Source organism: Pseudothioglobus sp. nBUS_23, assembly GCF_051201565.1.
Taxonomy (GTDB): Bacteria; Pseudomonadota; Gammaproteobacteria; order PS1; family Pseudothioglobaceae; genus Pseudothioglobus.
Genome location: NZ_CP179200.1, coordinates 1,002,189 through 1,021,967, shown reverse-complemented (window position 1 = coordinate 1,021,967; position 19,779 = coordinate 1,002,189). Strand labels below are relative to the sequence as shown.

At 38.2% G+C, this 19,779-nt stretch carries 18 protein-coding genes; 7 read left to right on the top strand and 11 right to left on the bottom strand.

Annotation, left to right across the window (positions count from 1 at the left end; all coding sequences use genetic code 11):
* Nucleotides 1-23 precede the first annotated feature (23 nt).
* Nucleotides 24-1,331 (bottom strand): isocitrate lyase, encoded by a 1,308-nt coding sequence (aceA, locus tag ACMAZA_RS05220; protein ID WP_435187620.1) that lies wholly within the window; start codon nucleotides 1,329-1,331, stop codon nucleotides 24-26.
* A 212-nt stretch (nucleotides 1,332-1,543) separates the two neighbouring features.
* On the opposite strand from aceA, the gene ACMAZA_RS05215 reads away from it, so the two are divergent.
* From ACMAZA_RS05215 to ACMAZA_RS05185, 7 genes are all read left to right on the top strand, one after another.
* Nucleotides 1,544-2,245, top strand: coding sequence for an IclR family transcriptional regulator (locus ACMAZA_RS05215; RefSeq protein ID WP_435187618.1), 702 nt, complete (start codon nucleotides 1,544-1,546; stop codon nucleotides 2,243-2,245).
* Nucleotides 2,246-2,408: 163 nt separating this feature from the next.
* Nucleotides 2,409-3,863 carry a betaine-aldehyde dehydrogenase gene (gene betB, locus ACMAZA_RS05210; protein WP_435187616.1) on the top strand — a complete coding sequence of 485 codons (1,455 nt, stop codon included), beginning with the start codon at nucleotides 2,409-2,411 and terminating at the stop codon, nucleotides 3,861-3,863.
* A gap of 18 nt (nucleotides 3,864-3,881) precedes the next feature.
* Nucleotides 3,882-5,576: a choline dehydrogenase gene (betA, locus tag ACMAZA_RS05205; protein ID WP_435190469.1), complete on the top strand. Its 1,695-nt coding sequence runs from the start codon at nucleotides 3,882-3,884 to the stop codon at nucleotides 5,574-5,576.
* Nucleotides 5,577-5,661: 85 nt separating this feature from the next.
* Complete coding sequence (locus ACMAZA_RS05200; RefSeq protein ID WP_435187614.1) at nucleotides 5,662-6,873, top strand: mandelate racemase/muconate lactonizing enzyme family protein; 1,212 nt, start codon at nucleotides 5,662-5,664, stop codon at nucleotides 6,871-6,873.
* A gap of 9 nt (nucleotides 6,874-6,882) precedes the next feature.
* Nucleotides 6,883-7,848 (top strand): NAD(P)-dependent oxidoreductase, encoded by a 966-nt coding sequence (locus tag ACMAZA_RS05195; RefSeq protein WP_435187612.1) that lies wholly within the window; start codon nucleotides 6,883-6,885, stop codon nucleotides 7,846-7,848.
* A 120-nt stretch (nucleotides 7,849-7,968) separates the two neighbouring features.
* The gene (locus tag ACMAZA_RS05190) at nucleotides 7,969-9,894 is read left to right on the top strand and encodes a M3 family metallopeptidase (protein WP_435187610.1); all 1,926 of its coding nucleotides are present in this window, start codon (nucleotides 7,969-7,971) and stop codon (nucleotides 9,892-9,894) included.
* A gap of 54 nt (nucleotides 9,895-9,948) precedes the next feature.
* Nucleotides 9,949-10,167: a hypothetical protein gene (locus ACMAZA_RS05185; RefSeq protein WP_435187608.1), complete on the top strand. Its 219-nt coding sequence runs from the start codon at nucleotides 9,949-9,951 to the stop codon at nucleotides 10,165-10,167.
* 7 nt (nucleotides 10,168-10,174) lie between these two features.
* Here ACMAZA_RS05185 and fabF read toward each other — a convergent pair whose 3' ends face one another.
* The 10 genes from fabF to murJ all read right to left on the bottom strand — a co-directional run bounded on the left by fabF (nucleotide 10,175) and on the right by murJ (nucleotide 19,775).
* Nucleotides 10,175-11,416, bottom strand: a complete 1,242-nt coding sequence (fabF, locus tag ACMAZA_RS05180) for a beta-ketoacyl-ACP synthase II (RefSeq protein WP_435187606.1) — start codon at nucleotides 11,414-11,416, stop codon at nucleotides 10,175-10,177.
* 116 nt (nucleotides 11,417-11,532) lie between these two features.
* Entirely contained in the window at nucleotides 11,533-11,760 is a 228-nt protein-coding gene (gene acpP, locus ACMAZA_RS05175; RefSeq protein ID WP_435187604.1) for an acyl carrier protein, read from the bottom strand.
* Between the two features lie 80 nt (nucleotides 11,761-11,840).
* On the bottom strand, nucleotides 11,841-12,512 hold the full coding sequence (gene queC / locus ACMAZA_RS05170; RefSeq protein WP_435187602.1) for a 7-cyano-7-deazaguanine synthase QueC: 672 nt from the start codon (nucleotides 12,510-12,512) through the stop codon (nucleotides 11,841-11,843).
* Nucleotides 12,505-14,388, bottom strand: a complete 1,884-nt coding sequence (parE, locus tag ACMAZA_RS05165; protein WP_435187600.1) for a DNA topoisomerase IV subunit B — start codon at nucleotides 14,386-14,388, stop codon at nucleotides 12,505-12,507. The genes queC and parE overlap by 8 nt, the downstream gene beginning before the upstream one ends.
* A gap of 82 nt (nucleotides 14,389-14,470) precedes the next feature.
* Nucleotides 14,471-16,111 carry a chaperonin GroEL gene (gene groL, locus ACMAZA_RS05160; protein WP_435187598.1) on the bottom strand — a complete coding sequence of 547 codons (1,641 nt, stop codon included), beginning with the start codon at nucleotides 16,109-16,111 and terminating at the stop codon, nucleotides 14,471-14,473.
* Nucleotides 16,112-16,123: 12 nt separating this feature from the next.
* Nucleotides 16,124-16,414: a co-chaperone GroES gene (locus ACMAZA_RS05155; RefSeq protein ID WP_065353453.1), complete on the bottom strand. Its 291-nt coding sequence runs from the start codon at nucleotides 16,412-16,414 to the stop codon at nucleotides 16,124-16,126.
* Nucleotides 16,415-16,454: 40 nt separating this feature from the next.
* A complete protein-coding gene (gene rpoH, locus ACMAZA_RS05150) occupies nucleotides 16,455-17,282 on the bottom strand; it encodes an RNA polymerase sigma factor RpoH (protein WP_435187596.1) in 828 nt (275 codons plus the stop codon).
* A gap of 50 nt (nucleotides 17,283-17,332) precedes the next feature.
* The gene (gene gmk / locus ACMAZA_RS05145; protein ID WP_435187594.1) at nucleotides 17,333-17,959 is read right to left on the bottom strand and encodes a guanylate kinase; all 627 of its coding nucleotides are present in this window, start codon (nucleotides 17,957-17,959) and stop codon (nucleotides 17,333-17,335) included.
* Between the two features lie 20 nt (nucleotides 17,960-17,979).
* Nucleotides 17,980-18,249, bottom strand: coding sequence for an oxidative damage protection protein (locus ACMAZA_RS05140; RefSeq protein WP_435187592.1), 270 nt, complete (start codon nucleotides 18,247-18,249; stop codon nucleotides 17,980-17,982).
* A complete protein-coding gene (gene murJ / locus ACMAZA_RS05135; protein ID WP_435187590.1) occupies nucleotides 18,246-19,775 on the bottom strand; it encodes a murein biosynthesis integral membrane protein MurJ in 1,530 nt (509 codons plus the stop codon). The genes ACMAZA_RS05140 and murJ overlap by 4 nt, the downstream gene beginning before the upstream one ends.
* Between the last annotated feature and the right edge of the window lie 4 nt (nucleotides 19,776-19,779).

Sequence of the window (19,779 nt, the reverse complement as noted above, 5' to 3'; positions counted from 1 at the left end):
CGTTCTTTAAATCAGTTTTGGCTTTAACTAAATTGCTCTTCTTCAGTCGAGCCCTTTAAAGCAGTTACCGATGATTCACCACCTTGTATAACGGTTGTAACATCATCAAAGTAACCTGCACCCACTTCTTGCTGATGAGAGGCAAATGTATAACCTTTCTTTGCAGCATTAAACTCAGGCTCTTGAACTTTCTCTACGTAGTGTTTCATGCCCTCGCCTTTAGCATACTCGTATGCAAGATCAAACATGTTATACCACATATTGTGGATACCAGCTAAAGTGATAAATTGATACTTGTACCCCATCTCTGAAATTTTCTCCTGAAATGATGCAATTTCACTGTCATTAAGATTCTTCTTCCAGTTAAATGATGGAGAGCAGTTATAAGCTAATAATTGTCCTGGGTTCTCAGCCAAAACTGCTTCCGCAAACTCACGAGCAAAGCCAAGATCTGGCTTACCAGTCTCGCACCAAACTAAATCAGCATAAGGTGCATAGGCAACTCCTCTTGAAATTGATTGTTCTAGGCCATTTTTTACTACATAAAACCCTTCAGCAGTTCTCTCACCAGTTATGAACGGAGCATCATGAGGATCTACGTCAGACGTAAGTAGATTTGCTGCTTCTGCATCTGTTCTAGCTAATAATAGTGTTGGAACTCCCATGACATCTGATGCCAATCGAGCTGAGATTAGTTTTTGAACTGCTTCCTGGGTTGGTACTAATACTTTTCCTCCCATATGACCACATTTCTTAACTGCTGCAAGCTGATCCTCAAAGTGAGCTCCAGCTGCACCATTCGTTATCATATTCTTCATCAGTTCAAAAGAATTTAGAACGCCGCCAAAACCGGCTTCAGCATCAGCAACAATAGGAAGAAAAAAGTCAATATATTTATCATCGTCAGGATTTATTCCTTGGGACCATTGAATTTCATCTGCTCTCTTAAATGTATTATTAATTCTTCTAACCATAGTTGGTACGGAGTCATAAGCATAAAGTGACTGATCTGGGTACATTGTCTCTGAAGTGTTTCCGTCTGCTGCTACTTGCCAGCCAGATAGATATATGGCCTCAATGCCTGCTTTGGCTTGCTGCATTGCTTGACCTGCTGTAATGGCACCCATGCAATTGACATAACCTTTTTTGGAAGAGCCATTTACTAAGTCCCAAAGCTTTTCAGCGCCTCGTCTAGCATAAGTACACTCTGGTTGAACTGAACCTCTGAGCCTTACAACGTCTTCAGCAGAATAAGGTCTTTTTACGTTATCCCATCTAGGGTTAACTTTCCAATCTTTTTCAAGCGCTTTAATTTGATCACTTCTGTTCATATTTTTTCTCCTTTTTTCATTTTTTTGTAATCTTAAATCAAAATTTAAGAACTTAACTTTTTGATACCTAGGTCAGTTTTTTGAAAGCAACAAGGCTTATAATGTTTAATCTAACTTCTTGAAAAAACAACTTAATTGACTGATTTGAATAATACCGATGTTGTTTTAAGATAATTTATTTATTTCACTATATAATATTAAAATTTCATAATATGAAAAAAAAGATGAAACCCAGATCTATAGATAAAAAATATAATGCAATTGAAAAGTGCCTACAGATTCTTTCGATGTTTTCGTTAGATAAGTCTTCATTTTCAATTAAAGAAATTTGTGAACAATTAAACTTTAACGTTTCAACTGCATATCGTATTCTTTCTACTCTTGAAGATTATGGCTATGTTTCCCGTCTGAAAAATAAAAACTATGTAGTTGGAACTCAAGCTTTATATTTAAGTGCAATATATACCCAAAGTAATCATCTTGAGCAAATTAGACCAATTGTTGACTTCATTAGAGATGTATCTGGAGAAACATCCTCATTTTTTGTTGAAGAGGATGATAAGCGTATTTGCCTTTATAGGGCACACTCTAGAGACGAAATAAGGCACAACATAGAGCAAGGCTCAAGATTAGATCTAAATCGAGGAGCTTCTGGTCGAATTATTTTGGCTTATGGTAAACGCAATAAAGATAAAAAGGGGTTTTATAAGGATATTAGAGATAAGGGCTATTACCTATCAATTAATGAACATAACCCATCTCTATTTGCGCTTGCTGTCCCAGTGCTCTCTAACAGTGATAAGTTTGTCGGAGCAATTGTAGTTTCAGGGCCTATTACTCGCTTTAATGAAAAGCAAAAATCAATACTCTTAAATCTTCTCAAAGATCAGCTCAAAAACATTGTGATGCCTTAGTAAAAAATCATTTGGGACTAAGTAAAATTTACTTTATATTCTATTATTTGTATCTCTTTTTCAGCCTTTTTATTGTCAATTATTTACTATTTCATATAAATTTCATATGTATCATTATTGCTAGTTAATACTTCATTGATTACTCTTTAATTTAAAAATAATTATGACAGCGCATTTATATATTCACGGTGACTATATTGAGTCCTCTTCTAAAGAAAGCTTTAACTCGATTAATCCTGCGACTGGTGAAGTAATTGCAACGATTGGTCAAGCAAGTGAGGATGATGTTGAGAAGGCGATATTATCTGCCGAAAAAGGATTCACTGAATGGAGTCAGATGACTGCTTTTGAGAGAAGCAGAATTTTACTTAAAGCGGTTAAAATTCTTAGAGATAGGAATGATGAGCTCGCTGAACTTGAAGTGATAGATTGTGGAAAACCACTTCAGGAGGCAAACTGTGTTGACATTCAGACTGGGGCTGATGTCATTGAGTATTTCGCTGGTCTAGCGCCTGCAATGCAGGGCTCTCAACAAGACCTAGACTCCGATACGTTTTTTATTTCTAAGAGAGAGCCTTTGGGGGTTTGTGTTGGCATTGGTGCATGGAATTACCCAATTCAAATCGCCTGTTGGAAATCAGCCGCTTGCCTTGCTGCAGGAAACTCAATGGTGTTTAAGCCATCCGAGGAAACGCCTTTAAGCGTTTTAAAGCTGGCTGAAATATACACTGAAGCGGGTATGCCAGATGGTGTATTCAACGTTGTTCAGGGCGATTACAGAGTTGGTCAATACTTGACAAGACATCCGAGAGTAGCGAAAGTATCCTTTACAGGTGAAAGCGGCACCGGAAAGAAAGTCATGTCTGATGCCTCGGGAACCCTCAAAGAGGTCACCCTTGAATTGGGAGGTAAGTCACCTTTGATTATATTTAATGATGCAAATCTAGATAATGCAGTTTCTGGAGCACTTTTGGCAAACTTCTATACACAGGGTGAAATTTGTACAAATGGAACGAGGGTTTTTGTGCAATCAGAAATTTATGATAGGTTTCTTGAGCTCGCCTGCGAGCGAAGTAAAAATATAATAATTGGTAACCCATTAAATCCTGATACTCAAATGGGTGCACTCATCAGTCAAGAGCATCTTGATAAAGTTATGGGTTATATTGAAGAAGCCAAAAAAACTAATTCTAAACTTATGATTGGAGGAAATCGATTCATTTCTGATGAAACAAAAAATGGTTTCTTTGTTGAGCCAACGATTTTTGCTGATTGTGATGACAAAGATCCCAATGCAATAGATGAAATTTTTGGTCCAGTAATGTCAGTATTGCGTTTTAATGATGAGTCAGAAGTGATTGACAGAGCAAATGATACAAAGTTTGGTTTAGCTGCAGGTGTCTTTACTCAAGACATCAGTCGAGCTCATAGAGTGATTAATCAATTGCAAGCAGGTATTTGTTGGATTAATAGCTGGGGAGATTCGCCAGCAGAAATGCCAGTTGGGGGTTACAAGGAGTCAGGTATTGGGCGTGAAAACGGCCCAGAAACTCTCAAAAGCTATACCCAGCTAAAAAGTGTTTTTGTTCGACTTAATAATGTCGATAGTCCTTATTAAAATTATGAGTTTTTAGAGATTATGAATAATTACGATTTTATTATTGTGGGAGCAGGTTCAGCTGGCTGTGTTTTGGCGAATAGGTTGAGTGAATCTGGAGAACATAATGTCATCCTTCTTGAAAATGGAGGCAGTGACAAAAACATTATGATTCAAATGCCTACAGCACTTTCATATCCTATGAATACTGATAAATTTGCTTGGCAGTTTCATACTGAGCCAGAACCTTTTTTAGACAATAGAAAAATGCATTGCCCTAGGGGGAGAGTGATGGGAGGTTCTTCCTCAATTAATGGCATGGTTTATGTTCGAGGTCATGCAAAAGACTTTGATGAATGGGAAAGACATGGTGCAAAAGGGTGGTCATTTCAAGACTGCTTGCCTTACTTTAAGCGCTGTGAAACATGGCATGAAGGCGAAAATGAATACCGAGGTGGAAGTGGCCCTTTATCCACTTCAAATGGAAATAACATGAAGCTTAACCCTCTATACAAAGCATTTATAAATGCTGGTAAGGAGGCAGGTTATCCAGAAACTAATGATTACAATGGTCAGCAGCAAGAGGGCTTTGGACCTATGCATATGACGGTTGGCAACGGTGTTCGCTCTTCAACCTCAAATGCTTACATCAAGCCGGTAATAAAAAGGCCAAACCTTAAGATAATAACTGGCGTTCTTGTTGAAAGAGTAATTCTTGAAAATAAAAAAGCTACTGGAGTTGAATATTCAGTTAGTGGAAGAAAAAAGACTATAAAAGCAAAAAAAGAGGTCTTGCTTTGTGCAGGCTCTATCGGCTCACCACAACTTCTTCAATTGTCTGGTATTGGACCAAGACAAGTATTAAATAATGCGGGTGTTGAGCTAGTGCATGAATTGCCTGGTGTAGGTGAGAATCTTCAAGATCATCTAGAGGTTTACTTTCAATATAACTGTAAAAAACCTATTACTCTAAATAGTAAATTAAACTTATTTAGTAAAGGTCTCATTGGTGTGCAATGGATACTTGCAAAAACAGGATTGGGAGCCACAAACCATTTTGAGTCTTGCGGCTTTATTAGATCTAGAGCGGGTATAGAGTGGCCAAATATTCAATATCACTTTCTCCCTGCTGCAATGCGCTACGACGGAAATGCCGCAATGAAAGGGCATGGATACCAAGTACATGCAGGAGTGAATAAAGTGAGTAGTCGAGGAAATGTAAGAATAAAGAACTCAGACCCTTCTTCAAAGCCTTCGATAATTTTTAATTACTTAGAGACTGAGGAAGATCGTCAAGACTGGAGAGATTGCATAAGACTAACAAGAGAGATTCTAAGCCAACCTGCTCTCGATGAATATAATGGCGGCGAGGCTAGCCCTGGTCTTGAGGTTAAAAGTGATGATGAGATAGATGCATGGGTGAGAGCAAATGTTGAGAGTGCTTATCACCCATCATGTTCCTGCAAGATGGGCTCATCCAATGATCCAATGGCTGTTGTGAACAGTGATGGTCAAGTAATTGGGATAGACAACCTAAGAGTTATTGACTCATCAGTTTTTCCAACTATTCCAAATGGTAATTTAAATGGACCAACAATAATGCTAGCTGAAAAAATGGCTGATTCTGTTATTGGAAAAAAACCTTTAAAATCAAGTAATGTCAATGTTTGGATTGACTCAAATTGGAAAAAATTACAACGTCTCGCAAAGCCCACGAGAGAATTAAATTTCTAATTTTTCTAGTTAATGTAAATATAACTTGATTCTTAGATTAAATCCGTATAAAAATTAACTCATCCTCAAGTTATTTTTATCTTAGATGCAAGTTGAGAAATTAAATACATATATTGTTGCAACACCAAAGCCCCATATCGGCGGCATGTATTGGATCTTTCTGTCCATAGAGACCAAATGTGGATTATTAGGTATCGGAGAGGTTTATTCAGCATCTTTTCATCCCGAGGTTGTTGTCAAGGGGATTAGCGACGTTTTTGAGAGGTATCTCAAAGGGCATGATCCTCATCACGTCGAACGCTTCTATCGTGAATGCTACTCAAGTGGCTTTACTCAGAGGCCTGATTTAACCATGATGGGCGTTTTAAGTGGTCTTGAGATGGCTTGTTGGGACATAATTGGAAAAGAGGCAAATAAACCAATTTATGAGCTTATAGGGGGAAAGGTCCATGAAAAGTTGCGCTCTTATACCTATTTGTATCCAAAGGATAACAATGATGAACTGAATTATGAAGATCCTGAGCTTGGTGCCCAGTCTGCTATCGAATTAATGCAACAAGGCTTTAGTGCCATTAAGTTTGATCCAGCTGGACCCTATTCTTCATACTCTGGACATCAAATATCTCTAAGTCGGTTAAAGCATAGCGAGAGCTATTGTCAAAGAATTAGAGAGGCAGTTGGAGATCAATGCGATATCCTTATTGGAACCCATGGGCAGCTCACACCTGCGTCAGCTGTTAGGCTTGCAAAAAGACTCGAAAGGTTTGATCCTCTTTGGTTTGAAGAGCCTGTTCCTCCTGGTCAATCAAGTGCAATGGCTCAGGTGGCTAAAAAAACTAAAATTCCAGTTGCAACTGGTGAAAGGCTGACCACAAAGTATGAATTTTTTGATGTTTTAAAAAACAATGCAGCCTCAATCATTCAAATGAATCTAGGCCGAGTAGGTGGAATTCTTGAAGCAAAGAAAATTGCAAGTATTGCAGAGGTTTATTATGCCCAAATTGCACCGCACCTATATAACGGCCCTATTGGAGCTGCAGCGAGCATTCAGCTCTCTACTGCAACACCTAACTTTTTAATAATGGAAAGTATTATGACTTGGGGAGGCTTTCATGCTGAAGTTCTAACTGAGTCAATAAATTGGAATAATGGAAACATAATTCCCTCAGCTAAGCCGGGCTTAGGTATTGAATTGAATTTTGAAGTTGTGGAGTCAAACTCCCCATACAAAGGAAAAAAGCTTCATCTTTCAATGGATCAAAAGCCTTATTATGTTGATGATGAATCTAGCAATTAGGAGAATTACATGAAAGTAGGATTTATTGGCCTAGGCAATGCAGGAGGTAAGCTTGCTGGCAGTCTTTTAAGGAATGGTTTTGACCTTACAGTTAGAGATTTAAACGATTCTTTAGTTAATGAATTTGTAGCACGAGGAGCATCGACAATTGACTCTCCAAAGGAAATGGCTGAGCTTTGCGATATTGTTATAACTTGCCTGCCTTCGCCGAAAGCTTGCTCAGAGGTTATGGAGTCAAAAAATGGCATTATAGCGGGCCTAAGCAGTGGAAAGATTTGGCTTGAGATGAGCACAACTGATGAAGCAGAAATCAGACGAATAGGTTTACTAGTTGAATCAAAAGGTGCTTTACCAGTCGACTGCCCTGTATCTGGGGGTTGTCATAGAGCTGACACAGGAAACATTTCAATATTTGCAGGTTGTAAACGTGAAGCTTTCGAAAAGGCACTTCCGATTTTAAAGACAATGGGAAGAAGAGTTCTTCATACCGGTGATTTAGGAACAGCTTCAACATTAAAAGTAATGACTAATTATCTTGCTACAGTGAACCTTGTATCGATTTCAGAAGCCCTCACAACAATGAAAGTTTTGGGTATGGATATGAATGTAACTTACGAGGCTATCAAAGCTTCCTCAGGCAACTCTTTTGTTCATGAAACAGAGTCACAGGTTATCTTAAATGGAAGTAGAGACATAAGTTTTACTATGGATTTAGTTTCAAAGGATGTAGGTATTTTTAATGAGTTGGCTGAGCGCAAAGGGCTTGGTTTAGAAGTTGCCCCAATGATAGTTGATATTTTTAAGGATGGAGAGGAGCGTTATGGACCCAGAGAGCTCTCTCCAAATATTATCAAAAGACTCGAGGAAAGGGCTAATGTAGATGTTCTGGGAGTTGGTTTCCCACCCGAAATGGTCGATGATGAGCCGGAGGAGAAAGGGTATGAGGTTATTATTCCAAACAGGCAAGATACCTAACTCATCTTTGCCTATCGGAATTAGCTTCACCTAATCTTTTTTTAATCAACTTCTAAAATTCATTTACTTTTAAATATCTTATTTTAAAATGATTGTTTTTTATTAAATCCTAACGTTTGTATGCAATCAGACCTCTCTCCAAATTTTAAACCCAAAAATATTGTAAATAGTATCAGTAAAGCTATTAATTTAGGAGAGGCACAATCCTCTCTTGCAAGTCAGGGCAAAGATTGGGAGAGTGTGATTGATGTTCTGGATAAAGCTGAGCATCATATTGGTAAAGAAATGAGTGTTAACTCTCATCTTAATTCAGTCATGTTTTCTGATGACTTCAATAAACAGTATGAAAAAACACTGCCTTTAATTTCAAACTACTACAGTGATTTGGGAGCGAATAAAGAATTATATAAAGCTTTTAGTAGGGTGAAAGAAACCAAATTAAGTAAGCAGCAAAAGCACATAGTAAAAGAATCTTTACGCAGCTTTGAGCTCTCTGGTGTTGCACTTGATGGAGTCAAATCTTCTCGTTTCAAAGAAATTAAGGAGCAGTTAAGCATACTCAGTAATAATTTCTCTAAAAATGTTCTGCAAGCAACAAACTCATGGAAAAAGACTGTGTCTGTTTCAGATCTAAAGGGCTTTGGAGAGAATGAATTATCTAAAGTTAGAGTGGGAGAAAATTACGAGATCAGTCTTCAGGTGCCTGTTTATATTGATTTAATGACATATGCTGACTATAGGGAGCTAAGAGAAGAGGTATACAAGGCATACATTTCTAGAGCTTCTGATGTTGGAATTACTTCGAAGGATTTTGATAATCGCAAAATAATGGATGAAATCTTAGAGCTAAGGTCAGAGCTCTCTCAGCTGGTAGGATTTTCAAATTATGCGGAATATTCAGTTGAATCAAAAATGGTTGATTCCCCAGATGCAGTTGTGGATTTCCTGGAAAAACTAATAGATCTGTCTTTGCCTCAAGCCCAGTCAGAATTAAAAGAGCTTCAAGACTTCGCAGGTCATGAGCTGATGCCATGGGATTTAATGTATTTTTCAGAAAAATTAAAACAGAAAAAATTTAACTTTAAGAGTTCTGATCTAAAGCCATACTTTCCTGAAAAAAGTGTATTCAATGGCCTGTTTAAGACTATTGAGAATCTCTATGGAGTTGAGTTAACTGAAATTGATGAGAAATCTTATCATGAAGATGTAAGGGTAATCGAGCTTCACGAAAATGATGCGCTTATTGGCAGAATTTATTTGGATGTCTATGCCAGGGAAAATAAGCGCGGCGGTGCCTGGATGTCAGATTATCAGGGTCTTTACAAAGATTCTTTGCCAGTTGCTTTTGTTGTTTGTAATTTGAATTCACCTTCCGAGGGTAAGCCTGCCCTATTTGATTTCGATGAAATTGTCACTATTTTTCACGAATTTGGTCATGCACTTCATCACCTATTAACGAAAGTTCAATTCCCTTGTGCAGCTGGAATTAGCGGCGTTCCTTGGGATGGGGTTGAGCTTCCCAGTCAATATATGGAGAATTTCTGTTATGAGAGAGAGGTTATTGACTTGATATCGGGCCATTGGAAAACTGGAGAAAAGCTCCCTGATGAATTATTTCTAAAGGTAATTGATTCAAAAAACTTTCAGTCAGGTCTGCAGATGTTAAGGCAGTGTGAGTTTGCCTTGTGGGATATGAAGACTCATATTTCTGATGCTGATACTTATGACATCCTTGAAGAGGTTAGGGCAAAGACTTCATTAATTCCAGTTGTTAAAGAGAACAGATTTTTAAATGCATTCTCACATATCTTCAGTGGCGGCTATGCAGCCGGCTACTTTAGCTATAAATGGGCTGAAGTGCTGGCAGCTGATGCGTATGAGTATGTAAGGGAAAATGGAGGCATTGGTTCTAAAACTTCTAGCGATTTCAGAGCTCAAATTCTTGAGATTGGTGGGAGTCTTGATTTTATGGAGCAGTATGTTAGCTTTAGGGGAAGTCAGCCAAAAATGGATGGATTATTGAAAGCGTCAGGAATTTCAGTTTAATGCCTATAAAATTGGTAAAATCTATCCTCATTGAGATTAAAGTTAAAATAAAGCATGATTAAATATCTACTCGGCGCCATTTTAGCCCTGGCAATAATTGGAGGTGCTTTTGACTTTAAATCTACAGATAACAGCTGGCAATTAATTATCAATAAAAAAGAAGCCTTTAATAGTGTCACTAACGGCGCTAAAAGAATCTTTAATATTGTCAGAAATATCATTCCAGATTCTGAGCTTTCTGAAGCGGCGACAATTATCTTAGAGGAAAACTAAAGTTTCTCTAAGGGGCTTTTGAAATCAGTATAGAGCCGTTAGTCCCGCCAAATCCAAACGAATTAGAAATTGCGTGATCTATCTTCATTTCTCGCGCCTCATTGGCCGCATAATCAAGGTCGCACTTTGGGTCTTGATTAAATATGTTAATAGTTGGAGGAGCTATTTGATCTCTTATGGCCAAGGCAGTAAACACCGCCTCAATACCTCCAGCAGCTCCTAATAAGTGGCCAGTCATAGACTTAGTTGAGCTCATCACAATATTTTTTGAGTGAGATCCGAGTGCAAGCTTTGCGGCATCGGTTTCAGCAATATCTCCGGCAGGTGTTGATGTGCCATGAGCATTAATGTAGTCAAGTTGATCTGGGTTGATGCCTGCATTATTCATTGCATTTTTCATACATCTTGCTGCGCCTTCACCACCTTCTGAAGGGAGTGTCATGTGATAAGCGTCACTACTCATTCCGTATCCAGAAAGCTCACCATAGATTCGAGCACCACGCTTTTTTGCATGTTCATACTCTTCGAGAACTACGACTCCAGCTCCATCACCAAGAACAAACCCGTCACGATCAACGTCCCATGGCCTAGAAGCGGTTTGTGGATCATCATTCCTTGTGGACAAAGCTCGAGCGGCTGCAAAGCCTCCAAGACCGCAATTGGTTGAGGACATCTCTGTGCCACCAGCAATCATCGCATCAGCATCGCCATATTCGATAATTCTTGATGCATCTCCAATGTTATGAGTACCAGTGGTGCAAGCAGTCACAATAGCAAAATTTGGGCCTTTAAGGCCGTACTTGATTGACATGTTTCCTGAGACCATATTAATGATAGAGGAGGGCACAAAGAAAGGTGAGATTCTTTTTGGTCCTTTTTCTCTAAAAAGGTCAGCTGTTTTTTCAATAGTTGAAATGCCGCCAATACCAGCACCAATTGCAACGCCGATTCTTTCCGCATTGGACTCATTAACCTCTAGTCCGCTATCCTCAAACGCTTGTATTCCAGCAGCCATTCCATAGTGGATAAAAACATCCATTTTTTTGGCTTCTTTTGGACTTAAGTACTCAGATACATCGAGATCTTTCACAGCGCCACCAAATTTAACTGCTTGTGATTCAGTATCAAGATTTTCAATCAAAGAAATTCCAGATACACCATTGAGGATATTTTTCCAAGAATCTTCTACATTGTTTCCTACTGGGCAGACCATGCCAAGCCCTGTAATCACTACTCTTCTTTTGTTCATAATAGATTTATCTAAAATTGGAAGTTATTTAAAAAGCAATTAAAATACAAAAAAATGCGTAAAAAAAGGCGTGTTACTTAGTAAAGTAAACGCCTTAATAGATTTTATGAAGATTATTACGTGTTTGCGTTAATGTAGTCGATTGCCTGTTGAATCGTTGTAATATTTTCAGCTTCCTCATCTGCAATCTCAGTATCGAATTCCTCTTCAAGTGACATTACAAGTTCAACAGTATCAAGTGAATCCGCCCCTAAGTCATCAATAAATGAGGCATTATTGTCAATTTCACCACTAACATCTAACTGCTCACTTACAACTTTTCGTACTCTTTCTTCAATACTCATTTTGAGTTAAATCCTTAAATTGTTTAAAAGATTACATTTTATCTTCAAAAACATTTAAATATCGTAATTTTTTTAAATATTTATTGATATCTGGTTGGGTCTTTAACATTGGCATTTTCAAAGCCTATTTTTCTAAGAACACAGGCATCACATTCGCCGCAAGCTTCGCCTAGGATATTAGCATCATAGCAACTCGTAGTTTCTGAATAATCTACTCCAAGACCAAGCCCTTTTTTAATTATTTCTGCTTTAGTCATGCTAATCAAAGGCGTCTTGATTTGAATTCTATCTCCCTCAACAGACTGCTTTGTGGCTAGGTTTGCCATATTTTCGAAAGCCTCAATAAATTCTGGCCTACAGTCAGGATAGCCTGAATAATCTAGAGCGTTCACACCTATAAAAATTGTTTGACAATCTACAACCTCGGCCCAGGCAAGAGCAAAAGATAAAAAAATGGTATTTCTTGCAGGGACATAGGTTATGGGTATTTCATCGCTATCAGAGTATTTTGGAACATCAATAGATTGATCTGTTAGTGCTGAACCTCCAATATCGCTTAATGAAATTTTCATAATCCTATGCTCGATGACATTAGATTTTTTCGCAATTGATATCGATGACTCTAGTTCTGATCTTTGTTTTTGCCCATAATCAAAGCTCAGCGCATAGCAGTCATAGCCTTGCGATTTTGCTATAGCAAGCACTGTTGTTGAGTCTAACCCACCAGATAGTAGAATTACAGCCTTAGACATTCGCTAAATTGCCTTTGGTTTCAAGCCAGGATTTTCGATCTGATGCTCTTTTTTTGGATAGCAGCATGTCCATTGTTTCTGAGATTTGAAGTGGATGATTTAGGGTAAGTTGAATCAATCTCCTTGTATCTGGCTGCATTGCAGTTTCACGAAGCTGCTTTGGATTCATTTCACCAAGCCCTTTAAAGCGTTGAACTTGTATTTTTTGTCGTTTGTTTTCTTTCATGAGTTTGGCTTCAATCTGATCTTTCTCTGCATCATCTAGCGCATAGAATACTTGTTTACCTGCATCGATACGATAAAGAGGGGGCATGGCTACATAGACATGTCCTTGGCTCACTAGTTTAGGGAAGTGTTTTACAAATAATGCGCAAATTAAGGTGGCGATATGCAGTCCATCTGAGTCAGCATCAGCCAAAATACAGATCTTTCCATACCTTAAACCAGAAAGATCACTGTTGTCAGGTTCTAAACCTATAGCAACGCTAATATCATGAATTTCATTAGAGGCCAGAACCTGGGAAGAGTCAACCTCCCAAGTATTCAGAATCTTACCCCTTAAGGGAAGAATGGCTTGATAATCTTTATCTCTTGCTTGTTTAGCTGATCCTCCAGCCGAATCTCCTTCAACTAAAAAAACCTCAGTTTGCTCAAGATCAGAGCTCGTGCAGTCTGAAAGCTTTCCAGGAAGGGCTGGCCCGCTGACAATTTTCTTGCGAACAACCTTTTTTGCTGTCTTTAATCTTGATTGTGCATTGAGAATAGCCAGCTCTGCAATTTTTTCAGCAATGTCTGTGTGCTGGTTGAGCCATAGGCTAAAAGAATCCTTTACGACACCTGAGACAAATGAAGCGCATTCTCTAGAGGAGAGCCTTTCCTTGGTTTGTCCAGAAAACTGTGGATCAAGTATTTTGATTGATAGGACATATGCAATTCTTTGCCAGACATCGTCTGGAGTTAATTTGATGTTTTTTGGAATAAGATTTCTGAATTCACAAAACTCTTTGAGCGCTTCAGTTAATCCAGATCTGAGTCCATTAACATGCGTCCCACCACCAATCGTAGGGATTAAATTTACAAAGCTTTCTGCTGTCGTATTGCTTGTGTTTTCGGTCCAGGTTAGAGCACAATCAAGCTGCTCCTCTTTGGTTCCAAATGAAATAACAAAAGGGGCGCTTGGCACACAATCTAACCCATCTAAAGAGGCTTGTAGGTAGTCCTTAATGCCATCCTCAAAAAGCCAGTTATCCTCAGTTTCATCAATTTCATTTTTAAAGTTAACTGCAAGTCCAGGACAAAGTACCGCTTTAGATCTAAGATTGTGCCTTAATTTTTTAATAGAGAATTTAACAGAATCAAAGAACTGTGCATCAGGCATAAACTTGATTAACGTCCCAGTATTGCGCTTTCCAACCGCACCTATTTCTTCTAAATCACTTGACTTAACGCTAGATTCAAACTTCATGAAGTAGTGCTTTGCATCCCTTTTAATCCATACTTCGATAGAACTTGACAGGGCGTTAACAACGGATATTCCAACACCATGAAGGCCGCCAGAGAACTGGTATGAGTCATTAGAAAATTTACCACCCGCATGAAGTTTTGTCAGAATAACTTCAACAGCAGGAGTGCCTTCTTTTGGATGAATATCTATTGGTATTCCTCTGCCATTGTCTTCAACCGACATTGAGTTGTCTTTATGCAGCGTAACGTTGATTTGAGTTGCGTATCCAGAGACCGCCTCATCTACACTGTTATCAATGACCTCTTGTGCAAGATGATTCGGGTTTTCAGTGTCTGTATACATGCCTGGACGTTTTTTGACTGGCTCCAGACCAGTTAAGACTTCTATCGAGGATGCGTCGTAATTTGACATAGTTTATGAAAGATATAATTGGCAATCATAATACCAAAAAAAAGCCCCAAAAAATGGGGCTTTTCTCTCTAAAACAGCAGATTTACATCATGCCTGGCATTCCGCCACCCATGCCGCCCATATCCGGCATTGCTGGGGCTGAATCTTGTGGCATATCAGTAACCATAGCTTCTGTAGTAATCATTAGTCCAGAGATGCTTGCAGCATGCTGAAGAGCCGCACGAGAAACCTTAGTTGGATCTAAAATACCCATTTTAAGCATGTCTCCATACTCTTCAGTTGCGGCATTGTAACCATAGTTTGACTTGCCCTTTAAGACTTCATTTAAAACAACAGAGGCCTCACCGCCGCCGTTAGTTACAATTTGCCTTAGGGGCGCCTCTAGAGCACGCCTACAGATTGAGATACCAACATCTTGATCGCTATTATCTCCCTTAACCTTATCAAGTGAAGAGATTGCACGAACAAATGCAACGCCGCCCCCAGGAACAACGCCTTCCTCAACAGCAGCTCGTGTTGCATGAAGTGCATCGTCAACACGATCCTTTTTCTCTTTCATTTCAACTTCTGTTGCAGCGCCTACTTTAATTACTGCTACACCGCCTGAAAGTTTTGCTAGACGTTCCTGAAGTTTCTCTCTGTCATAGTCTGAACTTGTTGCATCAATTTGAGTTTTGATTTGACCAATTCTTGAAGAGATATTCTTTTTAGCACCTGCGCCGTCAATCACTGTTGTATTATCTTTACCAATCTCTACTCGCTTAGCAGTGCCTAATTGATCTTCAGTGATACCTTCTAAAGATAATCCAACTTCTTCAGAGATTACTGTGCCGCCAGTTAGAACTGCAATATCTTCAAGGATTGCTTTGCGACGATCACCAAAGCCTGGAGCTTTAACAGCAGCCACTTTCACTATTCCTCGCATGTTATTAACAACGAGTGTTGCAAGCGCTTCACCTTCAATGTCCTCTGCAATAATCAATAGGGGTTTTCCAGCCTTCTGAACCGCTTCAAGAGCAGGCAATAAATCACGGATATTTGAGATTTTAGCATCATGTAAAAGGATATAAGGGTGCTCTAAATCAGCAGTCATCGACTCTTGATTGTTTATAAAGTAAGGTGAAAGATATCCACGATCAAACTGCATACCTTCTACTACGTCTAGTTCGTTCTCTAGCGTAGATCCTTCTTCAACCGTAATCACTCCCTCTTTACCAACCTTCTCCATTGCTTCAGCAATAATTGCGCCTACTGATGCGTCCGAATTTGCTGAGATAGTACCAACTTGTGCAATCGAGTCACTATCTTTACAAGGCTGTGATGATTTTTGAAGAGTTGCTACAACTGCTTCAGTTGCTTTGTCAATTCCTCTTTTAAGATCCATTGGGTTCATTCCAGCTGCAACAGACTTTACCCCTTCAGATATTAACGTTTGCGCTAATACCGTTGCAGTTGTAGTTCCGTCACCCGCGATATCATTTGTTTTGGAAGCAACTTCTTTGACCATTTGTGCTCCCATGTTTTCGAATTTACCGTCCAACTCAATTTCTTGAGCTACTGAAACGCCATCCTTGGTTATTGCTGGGGAGCCAAACGATTTGTCTAAAACTACGTTCCTTCCTTTTGGTCCAAGTGTCACTTTGACTGCATCTGCAAGAGTGTTAACACCTGACATCATTAAGTCTCTAGCTTCTGAGCTAAATTTTACGTCTTTTGCTGACATTATAATTCTCCTTTATTCTTCGATTACTGCAACAATCTCATCTTCACTCATCACTAGGAGTTTTTCTTCTCCAACTGTGATTTCTGAACCTGAATATTGTCCAAACATTACTGTGTCACCAACCTTAACATCCAAAGGAATTAAGTCTCCTTGTGCACTTATTCTTCCATTTCCTGCTGCAACAACTTCACCTCTTGAAGGCTTTTCAGTTGATGAATCAGGGATTATTAAACCACTTGCTGTAGTCTTTTTTTCTTCTACTCTACGAACGATTACACGATCGTGAAGGGGACGGATTTCCATGTTTTCTCCTGGTATTACAAAAAAAAATATCGTAGAAGAGTTATTCTTCTAGACGTTCTTTAAGCTTTTTTATAGCTTTGTTTTCAAGTTGACGAACCCTTTCAGCGGAAACACCATACTTGTCTGCTAAAGTATGTAGGGTCTCTTTTTCCTCTTTCAAGTACCTAGATTGTAAAATTTCGATACTTCTTTGATCTAAGGAAGACAGAGCTTGATAAAGCCTTTTGTGTTGGTCTTCTTGATTTTTATCACTGAGCACTAATTGCTCAGGATTTTTTCCAGGATCTGCAACATAATGCTCAGGCGTGTAAGCATCTTCATCATCATTAACTTCAAAGGCAACATCGTTAAGCTGCAGTCTTGATTCCATTTCAATAACATCTTTTTCTTTAACACCAAGATCATCAGCAATCACTTTGGCTTGTTCATTAGTTAAAGACTGAAAAATGTTCGATTTTGCTTGCTTAAGCTTAAAGAAGAGTTTTCTTTGAGCTTTAGTAGTCGCAACTTTAACTATTTTCCAGTTTTTAAAAATATACTCATGAATCTCAGCACGAATCCAATAGACAGCGAATGATGACAATCTAACTTTTTTGTGCGGGTTGAATCGTTTAACGGCTTTCATTAAACCGATTGTTCCTTCCTGGATTAAATCTGCTTGTTCTAATCCATAACCTTTATAGCCATGAGCTATGAAAGCGACAAAACGCATGTGCGACATAACGAGCTTCTTTGCAGCTGAGAGGCTACCATTTTCATAGAGTTCAATAGCTAGGTCGTATTCTTCTTCTGGCGTTAGAATAGGAGGGTACTTCTGTACCTCCAGATCTCTAGATACGTTGTTTATCGATAATGCAAAATCACTCATTTACTTCCTTAATTCGATAAATTAGGCCTAAATTATACCAAAAAAATGATTTATATCAATTCTTTAAACAAGTATCTATGTCTTGATATCTGGTTTTCAAGTGAAAATTCAATATTTTTTTTATTATTGCTACAATCTTGAATAATCGCCTTTAAATCATTGAGCGCAGAATCAAACTGATCATTAATGACTAAATATTCAAATTCATCATAGTGGCTCATCTCACTTTCAGAGTTTTTCATCCTTTCAGAAATAGTCTCATCATCATCTTGAGCGCGATCTGTAAGCCTTTGAAGTAATACATTTTTTGAAGGCGGCAATATAAAAATACTGATTGAATCAGGCATGTTCTCTCTAACCTGTCTAGCACCTTGCCAATCTATTTCCAGGATTATGTCAATATTGGCGTCTAATTTCTCCTTGATGTTGCTTCTTGCAGTTCCATACAGGTTCCCGAATACTTCAGCATGCTCTACAAAATCATTATTGGAAATCATCTCACCAAATCTTTCTTTTGAAACAAAATGGTAGTTTTCACCATCAATTTCTGCTTTTCTAGGTTTTCTGGTGGTATGAGAAACGGAAACCGAGAGGTTACTTAAGCTTTCAAGCAGCGCCTTCACTAAGGATGTTTTTCCACAACCAGAAGGGGCAGCAATAATGAAAAGATTAGCCATATTAATTTATTTTAGTTGAGTTATTTAGGCGTGTAACCCTCAATCTTATCCACATTACCTCCCTCAGAGAAAAAGTAATTTTCCATTTGTTGCTTGAGGTAGCTTTGTGAGGATTCATCAAAAAGATTTAAACTATTTTCATTGATTAGCATTGTTTGATAATCAAGCCATTGTTGCCAAGCTTCTTTTGAGACTGATTCTAATATTCTTTTTCCAAGCTCTCCAGGATAGGGCGCTCTATCTAACCCTTCAAGCTTTTTATTCAATTTGATGCAGTTGACTGTATTCATAGATCTTTAAACCTTACTCCAATAACAAATAATGATAAAAAATAAATAGACGCTGATATAGCTATCGACTTAAATAATAACCAGCATCTATCAAATATTGAAGAATCAAAATACGCTTCAATATTTGTATCAAAAAACAAAATATATGATGACATCAAAATTACAGCGAATATGACTCTAGTTAGCATTTTATAGAAAGCAGCATCAAACTTAAAGATTGATTGTTTAATCAAGTAGAAGTAAAGTATTGAAGCATTCAATAATGCAGACAGTGAGGTAGCAGCTGCAAGCCCAATATGACCATAAAACTGAACGAGTATTAGGTTTAATATAATATTTGATACCATTGCTACAATTCCAGCTTTCACGGGAGTTTTTGTATCTCCTCTTGATAAGAATACAGGCGCAAAAATCTTAATTGCAATAAATGCCATTAGCCCTGAGCCATAGGCCTGAAGACTCAATGAGGTTTTAATGGCTGAATCCACACTAAATTCGCCATATTGAAAGAGGGTAATAATTAGCTCTTTAGAATAGAGAATAAGACCTAGACAAGCTGGAAATCCCAAAATTAAAGATATTAATAGAGCTTTATTAATGGTTTTAACAAAGTTCGAAGTATCTTTATGAGCATGATAATTACTGAGTTTAGCAAGTGCTACTGTAGCAAGAGCTATTCCTATAAGGGCTAAGGGTAACTCTAGGAGTCTATCTGAGTAATATAGCCATGAAACACTTCCAGCAATTAGAGTGGAGGCAATCATAGTGTCCACAAGAAGGTTGATTTGAGAAACTGAAACTCCAAAAAGGGCGGGCAGCATTCTTTTTTTAAGAGTGTCAATCGTTTTATGGTGTCCAAATTGTAATTTCGGTAATTTTTTTATTTTTCTTAAAAAAGGAATCTGAAAAGCAAGCTGAAGTATGCCTCCAATCAAAACTCCCCATGCTAGAGCCATAATAGGATTATTGAGAAATTGTGATGAAAAAATGGCACTTAAAATTAATGAAATATTAAGAAGGACCGGTGTGAATGCTGGAACAGTAAAGTTATCAAAAGTGTTCAGTATTGATCCTGACAATGCTGTTAATGAAATCAATAGTAGATAGGGGAAGGTTATTCTTAGCATATCTGACGCCAAATGAAATTGAGTGGAATCAGCCTTAAAGTAAAAACCCCATGCAAAAATAAAGATGACTAAAGGGGCAGCCACAACTGCAACAAGTGTAATAATCATTAGCACACTTAAAAGTTTAGTCGCAATGTGATTAATCACTAACTGAACTTCTATGTCACTTTCGTTCGCCTTAGTTTCAGCTAGGATAGGAAGAAATGCCTGAGAAAAGGCGCCTTCGGCAAATAAGCGCCTAAAGAAATTAGGGATTCTGAATGCTACCAAAAAGGCATCAGTAAGCTCATTAGCTCCAAATAAACGAGCAATGATGAAATCTCTGATTAAACCTAATATCCTTGATATAAAGGTCATTGCAGAGACAATACTGCTTGACCTTATAAATGACTTGGACATGACT